Source organism: Pedobacter hiemivivus, from assembly GCF_004331685.1.
Lineage (GTDB): Bacteria > Bacteroidota > Bacteroidia > Sphingobacteriales > Sphingobacteriaceae > Pedobacter > Pedobacter hiemivivus.
This window is the reverse complement of record NZ_SJSM01000015.1, coordinates 31,053-51,304: the sequence shown is the minus strand read 5'-3', so window position 1 is coordinate 51,304 and position 20,252 is coordinate 31,053. Positions and strand designations below refer to the sequence as shown.

9 protein-coding genes are annotated in these 20,252 nt (G+C 41.3%); 6 read left to right on the top strand and 3 right to left on the bottom strand.

The annotated features are described in order from the left end of the window. The first annotated feature begins 110 nt into the window (after nt 1–110). Nucleotides 111–1,082, top strand: a complete 972-nt coding sequence (locus EZ444_RS19450) for a c-type cytochrome (RefSeq protein ID WP_131610819.1) — start codon at nt 111–113, stop codon at nt 1,080–1,082. Nucleotides 1,083–1,112: 30 nt separating this feature from the next. Here EZ444_RS19450 and EZ444_RS19445 read toward each other — a convergent pair whose 3' ends face one another. Together EZ444_RS19445 and EZ444_RS19440 are read right to left on the bottom strand one after the other, a co-directional pair. Then, nucleotides 1,113–13,964, bottom strand: a complete 12,852-nt coding sequence (locus EZ444_RS19445; RefSeq protein WP_131610818.1) for an MBG domain-containing protein — start codon at nt 13,962–13,964, stop codon at nt 1,113–1,115. A gap of 137 nt (nt 13,965–14,101) precedes the next feature. Further along, nucleotides 14,102–15,091 carry a helix-turn-helix domain-containing protein gene (locus EZ444_RS19440; protein WP_131610817.1) on the bottom strand — a complete coding sequence of 330 codons (990 nt, stop codon included), beginning with the start codon at nt 15,089–15,091 and terminating at the stop codon, nt 14,102–14,104. Nucleotides 15,092–15,327: 236 nt separating this feature from the next. Here EZ444_RS19440 and EZ444_RS19435 point away from each other — a divergent pair, with 236 nt between their 5' ends. From EZ444_RS19435 to EZ444_RS19415, 5 genes are all read left to right on the top strand, one after another. Beyond that, a complete protein-coding gene (locus tag EZ444_RS19435) occupies nt 15,328–15,519 on the top strand; it encodes a cold-shock protein (protein ID WP_131610816.1) in 192 nt (63 codons plus the stop codon). A gap of 415 nt (nt 15,520–15,934) precedes the next feature. Further along, nucleotides 15,935–16,489 carry an RNA polymerase sigma factor gene (locus EZ444_RS19430; protein ID WP_131610815.1) on the top strand — a complete coding sequence of 185 codons (555 nt, stop codon included), beginning with the start codon at nt 15,935–15,937 and terminating at the stop codon, nt 16,487–16,489. Beyond that, the gene (locus EZ444_RS19425; RefSeq protein WP_131610814.1) at nt 16,486–16,857 is read left to right on the top strand and encodes a hypothetical protein; all 372 of its coding nucleotides are present in this window, start codon (nt 16,486–16,488) and stop codon (nt 16,855–16,857) included. The genes EZ444_RS19430 and EZ444_RS19425 overlap by 4 nt, the downstream gene beginning before the upstream one ends. Nucleotides 16,858–16,910: 53 nt before the next feature. Beyond that, on the top strand, nt 16,911–17,246 hold the full coding sequence (locus tag EZ444_RS19420; RefSeq protein WP_131610813.1) for a hypothetical protein: 336 nt from the start codon (nt 16,911–16,913) through the stop codon (nt 17,244–17,246). Between the two features lie 54 nt (nt 17,247–17,300). Then, a complete protein-coding gene (locus EZ444_RS19415) occupies nt 17,301–19,490 on the top strand; it encodes an outer membrane beta-barrel protein (RefSeq protein WP_131610812.1) in 2,190 nt (729 codons plus the stop codon). Here the strand turns inward: EZ444_RS19415 and EZ444_RS19410 are convergent. After that, a complete protein-coding gene (locus tag EZ444_RS19410; protein ID WP_131610811.1) occupies nt 19,487–20,182 on the bottom strand; it encodes a Crp/Fnr family transcriptional regulator in 696 nt (231 codons plus the stop codon). The two genes, EZ444_RS19415 and EZ444_RS19410, sit on opposite strands and share 4 nt — an antisense overlap. Between the last annotated feature and the right edge of the window lie 70 nt (nt 20,183–20,252).

The window sequence follows — 20,252 nt, the reverse complement described above, 5'->3', positions numbered from 1 at the left end:
CGAACAAAATGTTTTCAGTATTTCGTCGAAAAAATGACTTTTTTATAGCTGTGTTACTGCTAATTATGAATAATACTAAAGATTTCTAACCTTAAAAAAATAATATATAAATGAAAATTTTAAAAATACTCGGGATAGTGGTTGCTGTTGTAATCCTTCTTGCATTTGCCGGTGGTTTGTACATTCACAATGCTTTACCAGATACGGGTGCAGCACCGGTGGTGAAAATAGAACCAACACCAGCACGGTTAGCACGAGGCCGTTACCTTGCAAATCACGTAACAGCTTGTATGGACTGCCATGGCACTCGCAACTGGGCGTTATTTTCTGGTCCACCCCTAAGCGGTTCTTTAGGTAAAGGCGGCGAGGTTTTTGATCAAAATATGGGATTTCCGGGGAAAATTTACGCAGCTAACATTACCCCACATGCCTTGGGAAATTGGACCGACGGAGAAATTTTAAAAGCCATTACTACTGGGGTTAATAAAGATGGGAAAGCATTATTTCCTTTGATGGGCTACCAAAGATTTGGCAAAATGGATAAAGAAGATATTTATAGCATCATTACCTATATCCGCAGCTTAAACCCAATACAAAATGAAGTACCGAACACCGAATTAGACTTCCCGGTAAGCCTGATCAATAAAATGAGTCCTAAACCAGCAGATTTCCAAAAAATACCTGCTATGCAGGACACCGTTAAATATGGTGCTTATTTGGTCAATGCAGCTGGGTGTGTAGATTGCCACAGTAAAATGGATAAAGGTGCCATTATAGCCGGTACTGAATTTGGCGGTGGGATGGAATTTCAGCAACCAGCAGGTACGATTAGATCGAGTAACATTACGATGCATAAAACCAATGGATTGGGTAGTTGGACTAAAGAAATGTTTGTTCAAAAATTTAAAATCTATGCGGATAGCACGGCAAAGCTGCCAACTATGGCTAAAACTGATTTAAACTCGCCAATGCCCTGGACTATGTATGCAGGAATGACTAACAACGATTTGGCAGCAATTTATACTTATTTAAAAAGCTTAAAACCATTAGACAACAAAGTTGAAGTAAGAACCATTCTATAGAATGGTTCTTACTGTATTTAAACAATTACCTTATTGATTTCTAACAATGGTGATATACCCTTTTTTAAATTCTTTCCCGTTTCCGAAATCGATGAGGTAATAATAAGTCGCCTCTTCCAGAGCGGCACCATTTACCCTGCCATCCCAATCATTTTTATAATCCCTTAGCAACAATAATAGCCTACCCGCCCTATCAAATATTTTGATACTATGGTTTGGAAACATATCAATATTATTGACTAGCCAGTAATCGTTGATACCATCACCATTTGGCGTAATCAGGTTAGTGGAATTTACAGCCATCAAACTTTCAACAACTTCTATTTTAATGGTCTGCGTGCTGCTACGGCCATATTGATTGGTCCCAATCACCGTGTAAGTAGTCGTAACTGAAGGGCGTACAGTAAGTATAGCCGTATTTTGCCCTGTTATCATACCATTAGCGGCCGACCATTGATAACTCACAGCACCGGATGCAGTCAAAATAGCTGTCTCGCCTTTATTGATACTATTTCCTTTATCACTTACAATCGTAATTACAGGTGCGGGGTTGTCAACGATCTTTAATGATTGAGTTATTGGTACCGCCGCGGCATAATTTACATTTCCGGCCTGACTAGCCGTAATGCTAACTGTTCCTGCCTTTAGTAACTCCACTTGATTACCATTGATGATTCTGGCAATAGTAGGATCACTGCTGCTGTAAGTAACGATCAATCCTGAACTCGCTGTTGCATTTAATGTAAACACAGGATCTGTCGATAACTTATCTGCAAGTGCAGCAAAGCTGATGGTTTGATTAATATTACCTATGGTTAAGATCCCTGTTACATTTGTGGCGGTGTAATTCGCATTTACTAAACTAGCTTCCACAGTATGTGCTCCCGCTGAAGTTGGAGGAACATTACCACCATTATAAGTTACAGTTACTCCCATTAGGTTTGCGGGATTGGTCGTTACGGTTATTGTTTTAGCTGTTCCGTCATAACTTTGAGATAGGTTACTCAATGCAAGTGTAGCAACTGCTTTACCAATTACCAAGCTACCTGTTGCATTCGTTGCTGTATAATTGGAATTTGTTAAGCTAGCTACAACTGTATAGGTTCCAGCTAGGATTGGTAATGTAGCACTTCCATTGTAGGTAAATGTAACCCCAGACAAGCCTGAAGGATTAGTTACTGCGGTTGCAGATTTTGCAGTGCCGTCGTAAGTTTGAGATAGATTATTCAATGTAATCGTAGCTGTTCCTTTGCCAATTATCAAACTGCCTGTTGCATTCGTTGCTGTATAATTTACATTATTCAAACTGGCAACTACAGCATAAGTGCCCGCAGCCGTTGGCAAAATCGCCGATCCGTCATATGTAATTGAAATACCTGATAAGCCGGCAGGACTGGTTGTTGCTGTTGCGGTTTTCCCTATCCCATCATAAGTCTGGGATAAATTGCTCAATGCAAGCGTAGCCGTACCTTTGCCAATCACTAAACTACCTGTTGCATCAAGGGCCGTATAATTCGCATTGTTTAAACTGGCCACTACAGCATAAGTGCCCGCAGCTGTTGGCAAAGTTGCCGATCCATCATAAGTAATGGAGACACCGGATAACCCAACAGGATTAGTCGTCACTGTTGCCGATTTCCCTGTACCATCGTAAGTTTGAGACAAATTGCTCAATGCAAGAGTGGCCGTTCCTTTGCCAATCACTAAACTGCCTGTTGCATCAGCGGCCGTATAATTTGCATTACTCAAACTAGCCACTACAGCATAAGTACCGGCAACTGTTGGTAAAGTAGCCGATCCATCATAAGTAATGGAGACACCGGATAACCCAACAGGATTAGTCGTCACTGTTGCCGATTTCCCTGTACCATCGTAAGTTTGAGACAAATTGTTCAATGCAAGAGTGGCCGTTCCTTTTCCAATTACTAAACTACCTGTTGCATCAGCGGCTGTATAATTCGCATTAGTCAGACTAACCACTACAGCATAAGTACCCGCGGCTGTTGGTAAAGTTGATAATCCATCATAAGTAATCGAGACACCGGATAATCCAACAGGATTAGTCGTAACTGTTGCCGATTTCCCTGTACCATCGTAAGTAGCAATCAAACCACTTAAGGTTAGCGTAGCAGTTCCTTTGCCAATTACTAAACTGCCTGTTGCATCAGCAGCTATATAGTCCGCATTACTCAAACTAGCGACTACAGCATAAGTACCCGCAGCTGTTGGCAAAGTTACCGATCCGTCATAGGTAATAGAGACACCAGATAATCCAGCAGGATTAGTCGTCACTGTTGCAGATTTTGCGGTACCATCATAAGTCTGAGTCAAGCCACCTAAGGTAAGCGTAGCTGTTCCTTTGCCAATCACTAAACCAGCCGTCACATTAGCGGCCGTGTAGTTCGCATTGTTTAAACTAGCCACTACAGCATAAGTTCCTGCGGCTGTTGGCAAAGTTGCCAATCCATCATAAGTAATGGAGACACCGGTTAGCCCAACAGGATTAGTGGTCACTGTTGCAGATTTTCCAGTACCATCATAAGTTTGTGTCAAATTGCTCAGCGTAAGAATAGCCGTCCCTTTGCCAATCACTAAACTGCCTGTTGCATCAGCGGCCGTATAATTTGCATTACTCAAACTAGCCACTACAGCATAAGTACCTGCAGCTGTTGGCAAAGTTGATGAACCATCATAAGTAATAGAGACACCAGATAACCCAGCAGGATTGGTTGTTGCAGTTGCCGATTTTGCTGTACCATCGTAAGTAGCGGTCAAACCACTTAAAGTTAGCGTAGCCGTCCCTTTGCCAATCACTAAACTACCTGTTGCATCAGCGGCCGTATAATTTGCATTACTCAAACTAGCCACTACAGCATAAGTACCTGCAGCTGTTGGCAAAGTTGCCAATCCATCATAAGTAATCGAAACACCAGATAAACCCACAGGATTGGTAGTTGGTGTTGCCGATTTTGCAGTACCATCATAAGCTTGTGTCAAATTGCTCAATGCAAGAGTCGCCGTTCCTTTACCGATTACCAAACTGCCTGTTGCATCAGCGGCTGTATAATTTGCATTAGTCAAACTAGCCACTACGGCATAGGTACCTGCAGCTGTTGGCAAAGTTGCCGATCCATCATAAGTAATGGAGACACCAGATAATCCTACAGGATTAGTCGTCACTATTGCAGATTTCGCAGTGCCATCATAAGTAGCAGTCAAATTGCTCAGTGCAAGTGTAGCTGTTCCTTTGCCGATCACCAAACTCCCTGTTGCATCAAGGGCTGTATAATTCGCATTGCTCAAACTGGCAACTACAGCATAGGTGCCGACAGCCGTTGGCAAAATTGCCGATCCATCATAAGTAATTGAGACTCCTGATAAGCCTGCAGGATTGGTTGTCGCGGTTGCAGATTTCGCAGTGCCATCATAAGTAGCGGTCAAGTTGCTCAGCGCAAGCATAGCCGTCCCTTTACCAATCACCAAAGTACCTGTTACATCAGCGCCTGTATAATTAGTATTGTTTAAACTGGCAATTACCGCATAAGTACCCGCAGCTGTTGGCAAAACTACCGATCCGTCATAAGTAATTGAGACACCAGATAATCCTACAGGATTAGTCGTAACCGTTGCAGATTTTGCAGTACCATCATAAGCTTGAGTCAAATTGCTCAATGCAAGCGTAGCCGTTCCTTTACCGATTACCAAACTACCTGTTGCATCAACTGCTGTATAATTCGCATTAGTCAGACTAGCCACTACAGCATAAGTACCCGCGGCTGTTGGCAAAGTTGCGGATCCATCATAAGTCATAGAGACACCAGATAATCCAGCAGGATTAGTCGTCACTGTTGCCGATTTTGCGGTACCATCATAAGTTTGAGACAAATTGCTCAATGCAAGTGTGGCCGTCCCTTTGCCAATCACTAAACTGCCCGTTGCATCAGCTGCTGTATAATTTGCATTAGTCAAACTAGCCACTACAGCATAAGTACCGGCAACTGTTGGTAAAGTAGCCGATCCATCATAAGTAATGGAGACACCAGATAGCCCAACAGGATTAGTGGTTACTGTCGCGGATTTTGCTGTACCATCATAAGTAGCAGTCAAACCACTTAAAGTTAGCGTAGCCGTCCCTTTGCCAATCACTAAACTACCTGTTGCATCAGCGGCCGTATAATTTGCATTACTCAAACTAGCCACTACAGCATAAGTACCTGCAGCGGTTGGCAAAGTTGCCAATCCATCATAAGTAATGGAGACACCGGTTAGCCCAACAGGATTAGTGGTTACTGTTGCAGATTTTCCAGTACCATCATAAGTTTGTGTCAAATTGCTCAGCGTAAGAGTGGCCGTTCCTTTGCCAATTACTAAACTACCAGTTGCATCAGCGGCTGTATAATTTGCATTAGTCAAACTAGCCACTACGGCATAGGTACCCGCAGCTGATGGTAAAGTTGCTAATCCATCATAAGTAATGGAGACACCAGATAGCCCAACAGGATTAGTCGTCACTGTTGCCGATTTTCCGGTACCATCGTAAGTTTGTGTCAAATTGCTCAATGCAAGTGTCGCTGTCCCTTTGCCAATCACTAAACTACCTGTTGCATCAGCGGCTGTATAATTTGCATTAGTCAAACTAGCCACTACGGCATAGGTACCCGCGGCTATTGGCAAAGTTGCGGATCCATCATAAGTAATCGAAACACCAGATAAACCCACAGGATTGGTAGTTGCTGTTGCCGATTTCCCTGTACCATCGTAAGCTTGTGTCAAATTGCTCAATGCAAGAGTAGCCGTTCCTTTACCGATTACCAAACTGCCTGTTGCATCAGCGGCTGTATAATTTGCATTAGTCAAACTAGCCACTACGGCATAGGTACCCGCAGTTGTTGGCAAAGTTGCCGATCCATCATAAGTAATAGAGACACCAGATAATCCAACAGGATTAGTCGTCACCGTTGCCGATTTACCTATCCCATCATAAATCTGAGTCAAATTGCTCAGCGTAAGAGTGGCCGTTCCTTTGCCAATTACTAAACTACCAGTTGCATCAGCGGCTGTATAATTTGCATTAGTCAAACTAGCCACTACGGCATAGGTACCCGCAGCTGATGGTAAAGTTGCTAATCCATCATAAGTAATCGAGACACCGGATAACCCAACTGGATTAGTGGTTACTGTCGCGGATTTTGCTGTACCATCATAAGTAGCAGTCAAACCACTTAAAGTTAGCGTAGCCGTCCCTTTGCCAATCACTAAACTACCTGTTGCATCAGCGGCCGTATAATTTGCATTACTCAAACTAGCCACTACAGCATAAGTACCTGCAGCTGTTGGCAAAGTTGCCAATCCATCATAAGTAATGGAGACACCGGTTAGCCCAACAGGATTAGTGGTCACTGTTGCAGATTTTCCAGTACCATCATAAGTTTGTGTCAAATTGCTCAGCGTAAGAATAGCCGTTCCTTTGCCAATCACTAAACTACCTGTTGCATCCGTTGCCGTATAATTTGCATTAGTCAAACTGGCCACTACAGCATAAGTACCTGCAACTGTTGGCAAAGTTGCCGATCCATCATAAGTAATGGAGACACCGGATAATCCAGCAGGATTAGTCGTCACTGTTGCCGATTTCCCTGTACCATCGTAAGTAGCAGTCAAACCACTTAAAGTTAGTGTAGCCGTCCCTTTGCCAATCACTAAACTGCCCGTTACATCAGCTGCTGTATAATTCGCATTAGTCAAACTAGCCACTACCGCATAAGTACCTGTAGCTGTTGGCAAAGTTGCCGATCCGTCATAGGTAATGGAGACACCGGATAACCCAGCAGGACTAGTTGTTACTGTTGCCGATTTTGCAGTACCATCATAAGCTTGAGACAAATTACTAAGTGTAAGTGTCGCTGTTCCTTTGCCGATCACCAAACTGCCTGTTGCATTAACAGCTGTATAGTTTGCATTAGTCAAACTAGCAACTACGGCATAAGTACCCGCGGCCGTTGGCAAAGTTGCCGATCCATCATAAGTAATGGAAACACCAGACAAGCCAACAGGATTAGTCGTTACCGTTGCCGATTTTGCAGTACCATCGTAAGTGGCAGTCAAACCACTTAAGTTTAATGTAGCTGTTCCTTTACTAATCACTAAACTGCCTGTTGCATCAATTGCTGTATAATTCGCATTTGTCAAACTAGCCACTACGGCATAAGTACCTGCAACTATTGGCAAAGTTGCCGATCCATCATAGGTAATTGAGACACCAGATAGGCCAACAGGATTAGTGATTACTGTCGCGGATTTTGCTGTACCATCGTAAACAGCAGTCAAACCACTTAAAGTTAACGTAGCCGTCCCTTTGCCAATCACTAAACTGCCTGTTGCATCAATTGCTGTATAATTCGCATTAGTCAAACTAGCCACTACCGCATAAGTACCTGTAGCTGTTGGCAAAGTTGCCGATCCGTCATAGGTAATGGAGACACCGGATAACCCAACAGGATTAGTCGTCACTGTTGCCGATTTTCCGGTACCATCATAAGTTTGGGTCAAATTGCTCAGCGTAAGAATTGCCGTTCCTTTACCAATTACTAAACTACCTGTTGCATTCGTTGCTGTATAATTAGTATTGTTTAAACTGGCAATTACCGCATAAGTACCTGCGGCTGTTGGCAAAGTTGCGGATCCATCATAAGTAATGGAGACACCAGATAATCCAACAGGGTTAGTCGTCACTGTTGCAGATTTTGCGGTACCATCATAAGTTTGAGACAAATTGCTCAATGCAAGTGTGGCCGTCCCTTTGCCAATCACTAAACTGCCCGTTGCATCAGCTGCTGTATAATCCGCATTAGTCAAACTGGCCACTACAGCATAAGTACCCACAGCAGTTGGTATAGTAGTAGAGCCATCATAGGTAATCGAAACACCAGATAAGCCAACAGGATTAGTCGTCACTGTTGCAGATTTTGCACTGCCATCATAAGCTTGAGACAAATTGCCCAGGGTAAGAGTGGCCGTTCCTTTACCGATCACCAAACTGCCTGTTACATCAGCAGCTGTATAATTTGCATTAGTCAGACTAGCCACTACAGCATAAGTACCCGCGGCTGTTGGCAAAGTTGTCGATCCGTCATAGGTAATAGAGACTCCAGATAATCCAGCTGGATTAGTCGTCACTGTTGCAGATTTTGCGGTACCATCATAAGTGTGAGTCAAGCCACTTAAAGTTAGTGCGGCCGTTCCCTTACCAATCACTAAACCAGCTGTCACATCCGCAGCCGTATAATTTGCATTAGTCAAACTAGCCACTACAACATAAGTACCCGCAGCTATAGGCAAAGTCGTTGAACCATTATAAGTAATCGAAACACCAGATAAACCGGCAGGATTGGTTGTTGCTGTTGCAGATTTTGCTGTACCATCGTAAGTAGCGGTCACGTTGCTAAGAGAAAGCGTAGCTGTTCCTTTGCCAATTACCAAACTGCCTGTTACATCAGCTGCCGTATAGTCTGCATTGTTTAAACTGGCAACCACAGCGTAAGTTCCAACTGCAATTGGTGCAATGGTTGAACCATCATAAGTAATGGAAACACCAGATAAACCAATAGGGTTGGTTGTTACTATTGCAGATTTTTGTGTGCCATCGTAAATAGCGGTTAGGTTGCTTAAACTAAGCGTAGCCGTACCTTTTCCTACAGTTAATAAGCGACTTACATTTGAGGCAGGATTATAAGCTGCATTGCCAGCTTGCGAAGCTTTTATCGTTGTCGTTCCCACACCAATAATGGTTACCGTATTTCCATTTATGGTTGCAACCGTATGATCTGAACTGGTATAAGTTACCGGATTCCCGGATCCTCCACCCGTTGCCGTTAAGTTAAAATCTGCATCACCCAAGTTTTTAGCGACTAATGCCGCAAAAATGATTACCTGACCTTCAAGTGCTCTGGTGACCGCAAAGGTATATTCTTTAACGGTAATTCCAAGTTCATCAGTCACCTTTACAATAATGGTATTGCTACCTAGATTTAAAGACAAAGGACCGGAAACAGCCCCACTGGCAACAACTTGCGGCAGGCCTCCATTAATGCTCAGCTCAATCACAGAATTAACAAAAGCAGCTGTAGGAGTAATAGTTAATGAGGTTGTTGCGAACGGAACAACAGTAGTATAACTTAAAACAGCAGATGAAAAACCCGGAGACAGCATCCCCTCACTTAACAACAATGCAGAAAGATTCGCATTAATTAAGGCAACAGTTGTGGTAGGCGTATACGCGCCATGACCTGTTAAACTATTCATATCAGCCCTTAGCCTATAATAGTAGCTGTCGCTTTGAGATAAACCAGTGATGGTTTTCGAAAGTCCTGTTACGTTAAATGGGGATCCTATCACTGGCGAGGCAAAGCTGTTGTCTGTTGCTACATCAAGTATATAGTTGTCTACTGTGCCCAGTACCGGAGCAGTCCAGTTTGCTGTAAATTCTGTATCAGACACCCCTGACAGGCTTGTTGGTACAGGTAAAACCATAGCATAACTTTCAACCCAATTGCTTTGCTGCCCCGTCAGAGAGAAGTCAGACAAGGTACCATTATATCCAAAAGTTCCCTGATCGGTAAGAACGGTACTTTGACTTGTAACACCTTGATCAAAGTTATAATGAGCGACTAGTGTGGATGGTTGAACGGGATTGGTATTCAACATATCTGTTTGTACATCTAATGCCGATAATGCGGAACTGTAGATCTTTATTTCATCCATATCACCCTGAAAAAAAGTACTTTCAGTTGAACTCTTACCAATCGTAAGATAATGTGTCGCATCCAGAAGCAAAGGATTACCATTTACCCTTGCAGCTCCAACTTCTGCTCCATTTGCGTAAATTCTACAGATCGCAGGCGTAACTACATAAGCCACGTGCAGCCAATGGTTTGCTTCATATTTATAATTGGCATCTGCAGTATTGGTGAGCCATGCGCTACCAGTTCCTATATCCGCATGTATTTTATTGCCGCCAACCAATTGTATATCAAAAGAGCTGTCGCCACTTTCTCTGGTACTGAGAATATGCATAGTTTTAGTTGCATTTGTGGGCCTTACCCAAGCCATTACAGTAAAATTCCCTGAAACAACTCTTGCCTGTGGCGGCACACTTACATAATCCTTGGAACCGTCAAAATTTAATGCATTACCAGGTGGTGTGTAACTTTGCATTGTAGCCATCATGGTTTTAGAATAGGCTCCTGTTCCAGTAACACTTAACTTATCTGCACTTACCCTATAGTAATAATTTGTGCCTAATGTTAAACCCGTAAAGGTATGCGAGGTACCTGAAACCGTAAAAGGAGAACCGATAACTGGCATCGTAAAATTAGCATCGGTAGCCATCTGTAACACATAACCATTGTCTACCTTACCTATTTCCGGTGAAAGCCATTTTGCTTCAAAGCTAGATTCGGATAAACTTAAGACTGGAGCAGTGCCTGGTACAACCATCGCATAACTCTCTACCCAATTGCTTGTTACTCCAGTTGAGGCAAAACTATTCAGCGTCCCATCATAGGCCTTAGCACTTTTATCTTTTAAGGTAACAATGCCTATATTATTTCCCTGTACTTGTCCCTCATCAAAATCAAACCAGGCTACTAAATCTGAATACATAGGCGGATAGCTACTCACCATATCAGCTTGAATATTGGCCTGAGTCATCGCTTTATTGTAAATCCTTACCTCATCAAGATCGCCTTTAAAATAGGTATTCTCCGTACCGTTGTTACCCAATTGTAAAATGTGGTTGGCATCCATTAACAGGGGTGTTCCCGAAAAAGCTCCATTACCAGCCAGCTCGCCATTGATATAAATTTGATATCCTGTAGGTGATACGGTATAAGCAATGTGCATCCATCGCCCAGTGCTATAATCAAAAGTAGCATCCGCAGCATTGGAAAGCCATCCTCCACTGCTGCCGATATTGCTATGAATGGTATTCCCATTTTTAAGCTGAATATCAAAACCATACCCACCTGTTGATTTGGTACTGAGGACATGCATGGTTTTACTAACATCAGTGGGACGTACCCAGGCCTGTACCGTAAAACTGCCACTTACAGTTGCCGCCGGAGCTGCGAAAGTTACTTTATCGTCAACCCCGTCAAAGTTTAAAGCTGCCGAAAGCATTTGTGTCTCATAAGCCCCCATATCGATTGTTCCATCTGCTTTTCTAGGGTTCCCTTTCACATCAGTAATCAGTGCGGAAAGGTCTGGACTTTGGCCTGAATTGAAAAAAGTGTTGCTGCCAGCATTTATGGCAGGACTACCCAACTGTATACGATAATCACCTTTAAGCACATCTCTAAAAAGCGGATCTACACTGAGATTTCCCGTTCCCGGAGCTGCTTCCTGCAATAAACTGTAACTGATAGTTGGAGAACTGGTACGATTGTAAATCTTTGCCTCCGGACCACTATTGCCCCAAATGATACTGTTGCGGATCACAACATCATTTGTAAAAAAATTTTCCATTGCCCCGCCACGTAAACTTGCATAGTTTCCGGCAACAGTTACATTGGTTAAAACGACAGGAATTTGGGAAATAAATAGACCACCGCCCCGCTCACTTCTATTATTGATGATTGATACGTTAATCAGTTTAGGGGAAGAAAGCTCACGGCAAGCGATCCCACCACCGAAACGAAGCGATTCATTTTCCGATAGGATAGAATTAATGATTATGAGGGATGATGATTCAGCAGATATTGCTCCTCCATATTGCGAACTAAAGTTTCTAGTCATCAAAACATGCTTAAATACAGGGTTTCCAACTCTTATGTATACAGCACCACCACTACCACCACCAGGTGCGGAGATTGCGGCATTGTCACTTACGGTTGAGTTTGTAAGCGTAAATGAAGAATTTATACTTTGTATGCCCGCTCCAAAATTTTTTGTTTTATTCCAGCTGATCACCAGATTGTCCATGATTGGCTGTGAGTTTTCTATGTTCATCCCCCCTCCCATATCCCCATAGTTGCCTATAATACTCAGGTTTCTTAATTCTGGCGAAGAGGATTTTAGGACCATCCCACCGGCATCAGAATTCACAAACTGGATACCATTTATCGTCCTGTATATCCCATAATCTCCGCAACCCCCAGTAATGGTAAAACCATCTAACAAGGCATGTCCAACTTCGCCCATACTAAATACTACATGGTAGGCGTTATCACCCCGGTTAAGAATGTCAAAAGTACCCTTAGCCCCCACCCGCACATCGTCATTGTTGAAATCACCACTTAAAATACTTTTGTTAGCCATCTGCGTCAAATCTCTATCGGCCAAACGGGTTTCAATTCCCGTAAAACCACCGTAAACCATCACATCTGCTTTCAACAAAAACGAATTAAGCCGATCCTTAATCGTGATCACATTCAGGTCTTCCGGTTGACGATTGGGTTGATACGTACCGGCCGCAACGAAAACAGAGTCAAAAGCGATGGAGTTGTTAATCATCAACTGCAAATCATCCGAAGCATTTTGCCAGGAAAGTCCATCTTTGGTACCCGTAGCCACCGGTTTTACAAACCGTTTTATAGCTACGACCCGGCTTACGGTTAAGGTATACACTCTACTGGCAGAACCATCACTGACTTTTATTTTAATGATATTCGTTCCGATGTTCAGGGGAACAACATTTTGGCTTCCGGAAGTCAGCCCCTGAAATCCCCCAGCATTGATATCCATTTCTATCAGGGCAGCCGGATTGTTCTGTCTGGCGACCAGCTGTACAGAACTTGTAGAAACGATTGTTGTATAAGACAGCTGATTTTCCGAAAAGGGCTGTGATAATGTTCCTTCACTAAGGATTAGTGCAGAGAGCTTATCATATGTCGCTACGGTAGTAGCGGTCGCTGTTTCTGACCATGCTCCCTGCCCGCTAACACTTGCTTTATCGGGCTTTACCCGGCAATAATAGGTAATACCCGACATAGCAGATACCATTTTTGAAGTACCTGTCACGATAAAGGGTGAACCGATGAGAGGTTCCGTGAAATCTGACTTTGGAGACACTTCCAGCAGATAATTGTCCACAGTTCCATTAACTGCCGATGCCCAGTTAACTGTAAATTCATTAGGCCCTATTCCAGTAGTTGTAGGCCCTTCTGCCATAACCATGGCGTAGCTCTCTACCCATGATGATCCTGCACCAGTCACTGTCCCATCATAACCATTACCACTCAGATCATTCAAGATACTTCCTGACTGCTCAAAATTATAATAGGCTAACAATTGTGCGGGTAAAGCTGAAGATGTGTTCAACATCTCAGCCTTTACATCCGCAGCTGTGAGCGTTGCATTATATACTTTTACCTCATCTATGTTTCCCTTAAAATAGGTGTTTTCAGTTCCGTTCTTACCAATAACGATCTTATGTGTGGCATCAAGTAACAATGGACCTCCTGAAAGTGTTCCAGCACCAACCTCTATACCATTTGCATAGATTTTATATCCTGTTGGCGACACAGTATAGGCAACATGCAGCCACTGATTACTAGTATACTTAAAAGCTGCATCAGCTGCAGTGGTTATAAAATCACTGCCATTTCCTATATCTGCATGTAATCTATTCCCATCAACAACCTGCATATCAAAAGAACACTCAGCGGTTTCCCGAGTACTAAAAATATGCATTGCACCTGATGTGCTTGTCGGCATTACCCAAGCCATTACGGTAAAGTTATCTGCAATCCGCGTGCTTTTAGCAGGAACAGTTACATATTGTGTACCTGTAACACGAAGCGCATTACCCGGTTGAGCATATAGTTTAGCATTTGAAAAAAGAAAGGCAAGAATAAAAAGTATGGGATAAGTAAGGATTTTTCTCATGTACGGGATCTAGTTTTACGAGCACGAAATTAAAGCGCAATTTTTCTAGAACGCGAACAAGCTTGTCCTGATTCATTAAACAGGACAAAGTTTTATTATCCAAAAAGAAAATAAGCTGATTGATACGCCCTTGAGAATTAAACCAGTTTTTCTGATTTAATATTTCTGGCATATTGAATGGGGCTCATGCCTACCAATTTTTTAAACGCAGTATAAAAGGCACTCCTGGATGCAAAACCAGCATTCCCTGCTAATGCTTCAATGGTAAAATGATGAATAGCCTCTGGGCTGGCCATGAGATTTTTAATATAATTGACCCGATAAGTGTTGATAAAATCTACAAATTTGAGCTTATAATAATGATTTAAAACTGAAGATAGTTTATTTGGCGAAATACCCAATTCACTCGCCAAAGTGCTTAAAGAGATGTCCTGCTTTCTAAAAGTTTCATGAACTTTAATGTGTTCTTCAATTTTACGATATAAGGCTTCGGTGTCTTCATCCTTTTTTAAGGATAAAGCATGCTGTTTCTGGATTTTAACTAAGGTTAATGGCTTTACATCCAAAAGTGAGGCCACACATTCCAGGGGCAATCTTTCCAAATATCCAGGTTTGTTTTTAATGAAGTATAAATATCTTTCTTTAGCATTCCCAACCCTAACAATATAAGTACGCTCCTGGGCATCTTTATAATACTGTTCAACCATTACCCTGAACAAAAAATTAAGATCAAAATGGGATAAAAATAATCGTTGAAGCGTATCATAATGCATAGCCAGCAAGCTCACCTCTTCAACAGCCACAATGGCTTCCTTTGAAACATTGTCTCCAAACAGACCGGAAATAGAGCTCACAAATTCGTTCTCCACAGATATATAAGTTACAATCTGCTTACCGTTGTGTGTTGCCCGCCCCATAAGTGCGCCCTTCTTAATAAAGTACATATAATGGCAAATACAGCCTTCTTCTACCAAAACATCGTTTTTGTTAAGATCTAAAGCGATAATGTTGTCATAAAATTCCTGAATTAAGGCTTCGCTCATTGGATAAACCCTGCTCAGTAATTGAATAACGGCTTCAATATCTTCATGAACTACTTCCTGCGATGATTTTTGTGTGCTGGACAAAATATGGTACGTTAATTTTAATACCCCAAAAGTAATAGTAAAACTTACAATTACAATGTATCTATTTAATTAGCATCCTTTTACCGACATTAAGTCCCAAAGGGGACAAATTTCAGTAAAGAGGCATTCTGTAGTAATTTAATTTGTTTTGAAGCATCAAAAATAATTATATTGCATTATTGTTTAATACCAATACTATAATAATACCTATACTTAAAATTTAAATTAACATTGCAATGCCAGAAGGAACAGTAAAATTTTTTAATGAGTCAAAAGGATTTGGATTCATCGTACCAGAGAATGGTGAACCGGAAATATTTGTACACGTTACAGGCCTTATTGATAAGGTAAGAGAAAACGACCACGTTACTTACGAGGTTGAAAATGGTAAAAAAGGCTTAAATGCAACGAAAGTAAAACTTAGTTAAGCCCAGGAAATCAAAAAAAGCATCCTTCTATGGGTGCTTTTTTTAACACATAATTGCAAATATCTATTCGAGATATTGCAATTCAAACCCAAAATTTTGGTTTGAAAAAATCAGCAAAAGCGGGCAATTCCAATTTAAAATCAAATCTTAATCAAACCTGCAGGAGACTAGTACCGTCGTCCTTAACATAGCCGTACCAAAGTATACTCTGGTTCGTCTATGGTTCGACTTGGTTCGATAAAATCCGACTCAAAGGCATCTAGCAGTAGAGCAGCAGTAAAAATCAAGTGCGCTGTCCATACCGCTTCAATCTCGACCTCCTAAAAATCCGAAAAAAATTATCATACAGCTGACATACTTAAAAATAAATCAGATTTATTGCAACATTCCTTCTTTGGCCATTGTCTAATAGCTGATGTTTGATGAAAGGGTAGCAATCCCTAAAATTCTTAATGGCGACCTCAGAGCCTTTGATTTATTGGTAAAACAATATGAAAGGCTAGTCTTTCACATTTGCTTTAAGCTGGTGAGCAGTAATGACGATGCCCAGGATATTTGCCAGGAAGTATTCATCAAGGTTTTCAAAAGCCTTAAAGATTTCAGCTACCAGTCTAAGCTTTCTACCTGGATTGCACGAATCGCATATTCAACGGCACTAAATCACATCAAAAAAAATAAAAGAGACAGTTTCGATCAGTACCCTGAGGATATTGAAAATTACCATTTCACGCTTACAGATCCCGAAAATGAACTGATAAAAAAAGATGTGAACAAATATGTTAATTACCTGATGGCTCAGCTACCGCACCAATACAGAATGGTACTTACCTTATTCCATCTGGAGGAATTTTCCTATCAGGAAATTGAACAAGTTACCGCATTACCAGAGGGGACAATTAAAAGCTACCTATTCCGTGGTCGAAAACTACTAAAGGAAAGATTGGAAGATTACTTAAAAAATGACGTATGATGAAGAAATATAGTGAAGAGGATATAGAAAAATTAGTATTCAATGCCCTTTCTACACCTCCAGAAGAAGGATTGAGGATGGACTTTTCGGCTAAAGTCCGCAACAAGTTACAGCATCAGTTGCAACGCAAAAACAGGATCAGGTTTTATGGAGGCTGGGCATTTATCTTCATTTCGGCCATGACCGTATTGTTCCTGGGTTTATTATTTCTAGACAAAGCCTACCAAACCCATATAACGAAGTCGATAACTGAGCATAAATGGATCTTCATCCTCACATTTCCATTACTTTTTCTGATCCAATATCTCGACCATATCATGATAAAAAAAGCCCCTTTCAAAGAAACTAGTACTTCAGAAAATAAATAAACTGCAACTTTATTCAATTGGCAGTTGTCTAATTGCCATAAACAGATCAACACATGAAAAAAGAAATCATTTTTCTTACCCCTATAGCCATCTGTATTGTAGTGGCCATCGTCATCATCGCTCTTTATAACTATAGACTTAAAAAAAGAATCATCGATTCAGGTCCGATAGATGAGAACAGTTTAAAATTTCTAATGAGTCTTTCCGGTTTAGGTTCAGAAGTACTTAAATGGGGACTGATATTTTTATTTGGTGGAGCAGGGCTTATTCTGATAGAGTTCCTTCCCTATCCGGCCGATGAATCCAGTCTTCCATATGGCGTAGTTCTAATTAGCATCGCAATGGGTTTTCTTACCTATTATCTCATCATGAAAAAACAGCAAAAGTAAAAACTCGCTGAAAGCTTTTACAGCTCATTCTACCCACCATTTATTTCAACTCACATGCTTACGAAAAACATAATTTCCGTAATAGGGATTCTTATTGCCCTATTTTTTCTTCCTGCCATCAGCAGGGCACAAGACGTTCAGAAAAAAGTAATACCGGCCACGAAAGCTACAGATTCGGCCAAAACACTTTCAACTGTAACCATATCTGCTAGCAAACCCCTAATTAAGCAAGAGATTGATCGGCTCAGCTATGACCTGCAAGCTGACCCTGACAGCAAATCGAGCAGTACGCTGGAAATGATGAAAAAAATTCCTATGCTCAGTGTAGATGCTGCAGACAACGTTGAGTTAAAGGGAAGTTCCAACTATAAAGTCCTGATCAATGGAAGGCCCTCAGCAATGATGGAAAGAAATCTGAAAGAGGTATTGCGTAGCATGCCCTCATCAACGATTCAAAAGGTTGAGGTGATTACCACTCCACCTTCAAAATATGATGCGGAAGGATTAGTAGGCATCATTAACATCATTACAAACAAAAAACTATCTCCTGGATACAATGGAACTCTTAACTTAAATGCTACAACCCCAACTGCTGGGCCTAGAGCAGGAGGCTCGCTTTCTGCGAAATTAGGCAAATTCGGTTTCACTGCATTTAGTGGTGGGGGTATCTACAATACACCGGTCACATCTGACTACAATACCAGAACCTCTACCAATACTATCTTAAACCAAGATAATTCGAAAAAAAAAGACAGTCATAGCGGTTACTTCGGTACAGAGCTTAGCTATGAAATAGATAGTTTAAATCTACTCTCTGCGTCATTAAACGTTAGTGGAAGCAAAGAAAGTGGTTATAGTACACAACTAAGCGCTACTACCGGGCAATCCATGCAGCAGTACCTGCTCGATAATAAAAACATAGGCAATGGAAACGGCACAGATGCCTCGCTAAACTATCAGTTGGGTTCTGTTAAAAATAAAAAACAACTGCTTACGCTGTCCTACCGTTTTTATACCTATGGTTACCAGAGCGATAACCATATCAGTTTTTCTCAGCAAATCAATTTTGATCAGGCAGATTATCAACAATACAATAAAGGAAATTCAGCCGAGCACACTGTACAGCTCGACTTTGTCACAGTCGTCAAAAAAATAGATATTGAAGCTGGAATTAAGAGCATATTTAGAAGCAACAGCAGTGATTTTCATTATTTAAGTTTCAATAACTTCTTGGGTAACTTCGAGATTGACCCGCAAAGAAGTAATAATTTTGATAACAATCAAAATGTATATGCAGCCTACAATACTTATCAGTTCCGTTTAAGCAGCCTCAACATCAAAGCTGGATTTCGATTAGAATATACACTGATTCATGCAGATTTTATGAGCAGCCAGACTAGTATTTCCCAGAAGCAACTGAACTTATTGCCAGCCATTGCCATTAGTCACAAGTTAGGAAATGCTTCAACAATCAACATGGGCTTCACACAACGCATCCAGCGACCGGGAATTTATCAGCTTAATCCTTTTGTAAACAGGTCAAATCCTAATGTAGAAACGAGTGGTAATCCGGCACTGCACCCAATTGTAGCCAATGGCCTGCAGCTCAGCTACAGTCTGCAAAAAAAGGCTTTTATTAATATTGGTCTTGATTACACGGTTTTTAATTCGCTGATCAATCAAGTTGCCAGCTATGATCCTACAACCAATATCACTCGTATAGCCTATCAAAACACTGGATCTGCCAAACTACTGAGTTCCAACATCAGCATTAACTATCCCATTACAAAAAAGTGGAATTTTTCAACCAATGCCAAAGCAATGTATGGTAAGATTGAGGGTAGCGACGGAAAAGCACCCATCAGCACCAGTGGGTTAATGTATTCTGTAGGCCTCAATAGTGGTCTTAAGTTAGATAAAGGATGGCGAGCCAGTGCTAGTATGAACTACAAAAGTCGAAGCTTCACACTTCAACGCGAGACCAACTACCAAAGCAGTTCTTCTTTTGGCTTATCAAAGGAGCTCATTGCCAACAAACTCAGTTTTTCTGCTACAATCAATAATCCGTTTATGAAGTACCGATCTAACATAGTACAATTGACTGGATCTGAATTTGAGCAGAGCTCAACCGAAATCTCCTACTTTCGTTCTTACAAGGTAAGCCTGAATTACAGCTTTGGAAAGCTAAAAGATGCTGTAAAAAAGAGCACGAGATCAATTAAAAACGATGACGTTTCCAACTAAGCATTATCACTAGCGATAATTTCCAGTAATTTAGTTTCATCCAAAACCTGGATCTTTCTGCCTGTTATCGTTAAAATTTTAAGTTTTGCAAACTCATTTAGCACCTTAAACAAGGTTTCGTAAGTTGTTCCAGCAAATGAAGAAATATCTTGCCTACTCATTTCTACAGCAATAACACCATCTTTATCCAGACCAAACTGGGATCCAAGAGAAACAAAAGCTTGTGCAATACGTGCCTTCACTGACATATGAGCTAAATTCCGCATACTTCTGTGTGAATTCTGGAGTTCATTTGCAAAGAACTTCATGAGTTCATAGGTGAGATTCGCATTTACTTTGAGGGTAGTTTCGAAAAAATCCATTTCCAGAAAACAAACTACTGCAGGTTCTAATGCCGTTGCCGAAACAGGATAAAAAAGCTTTTCGCCTAATCCCATATGGCCCACAATATCTCCGGAAGTTGCAAAACGAATGATCAGTTCCTTTTCCTTATCCCACCTTTTGTGAACTTTAAAGTTTCCCGTATACACGAAATAAATTCCGGTCACCGCATCTCCCTCAGTAAACAGCAACTCCCCTTTCTTTACTTCAAAATTCCGTTTCTTAACCGCAAGAGCTGGCAACCACTCCGGTAAACAAAGTTTACATAAGAAGCAACTTTTAAGATCACATAAATCACTGCATTCTTTCATGCCTCAAATATGCAACTTTTAAGACAATCTCCCAATGCTCAAATCATAAAACACAGAACACAATTAATAT

Bases quoted from the DNA above. Each gene is read 5' to 3' on its own strand.
- EZ444_RS19450 (WP_131610819.1), top strand. From the start codon at position 111: ATGAAAATTTTAAAAATACTCGGGATAGTGGTTGCTGTTGTAATCCTT.
- EZ444_RS19445 (WP_131610818.1), bottom strand. From the start codon at position 13,964: ATGAGAAAAATCCTTACTTATCCCATACTTTTTATTCTTGCCTTTCTT.
- EZ444_RS19435 (WP_131610816.1), top strand. From the start codon at position 15,328: ATGCCAGAAGGAACAGTAAAATTTTTTAATGAGTCAAAAGGATTTGGA.
- EZ444_RS19430 (WP_131610815.1), top strand. From the start codon at position 15,935: ATGTTTGATGAAAGGGTAGCAATCCCTAAAATTCTTAATGGCGACCTC.
- EZ444_RS19425 (WP_131610814.1), top strand. From the start codon at position 16,486: ATGATGAAGAAATATAGTGAAGAGGATATAGAAAAATTAGTATTCAAT.
- EZ444_RS19420 (WP_131610813.1), top strand. From the start codon at position 16,911: ATGAAAAAAGAAATCATTTTTCTTACCCCTATAGCCATCTGTATTGTA.
- EZ444_RS19415 (WP_131610812.1), top strand. From the start codon at position 17,301: ATGCTTACGAAAAACATAATTTCCGTAATAGGGATTCTTATTGCCCTA.
- EZ444_RS19410 (WP_131610811.1), bottom strand. From the start codon at position 20,182: ATGAAAGAATGCAGTGATTTATGTGATCTTAAAAGTTGCTTCTTATGT.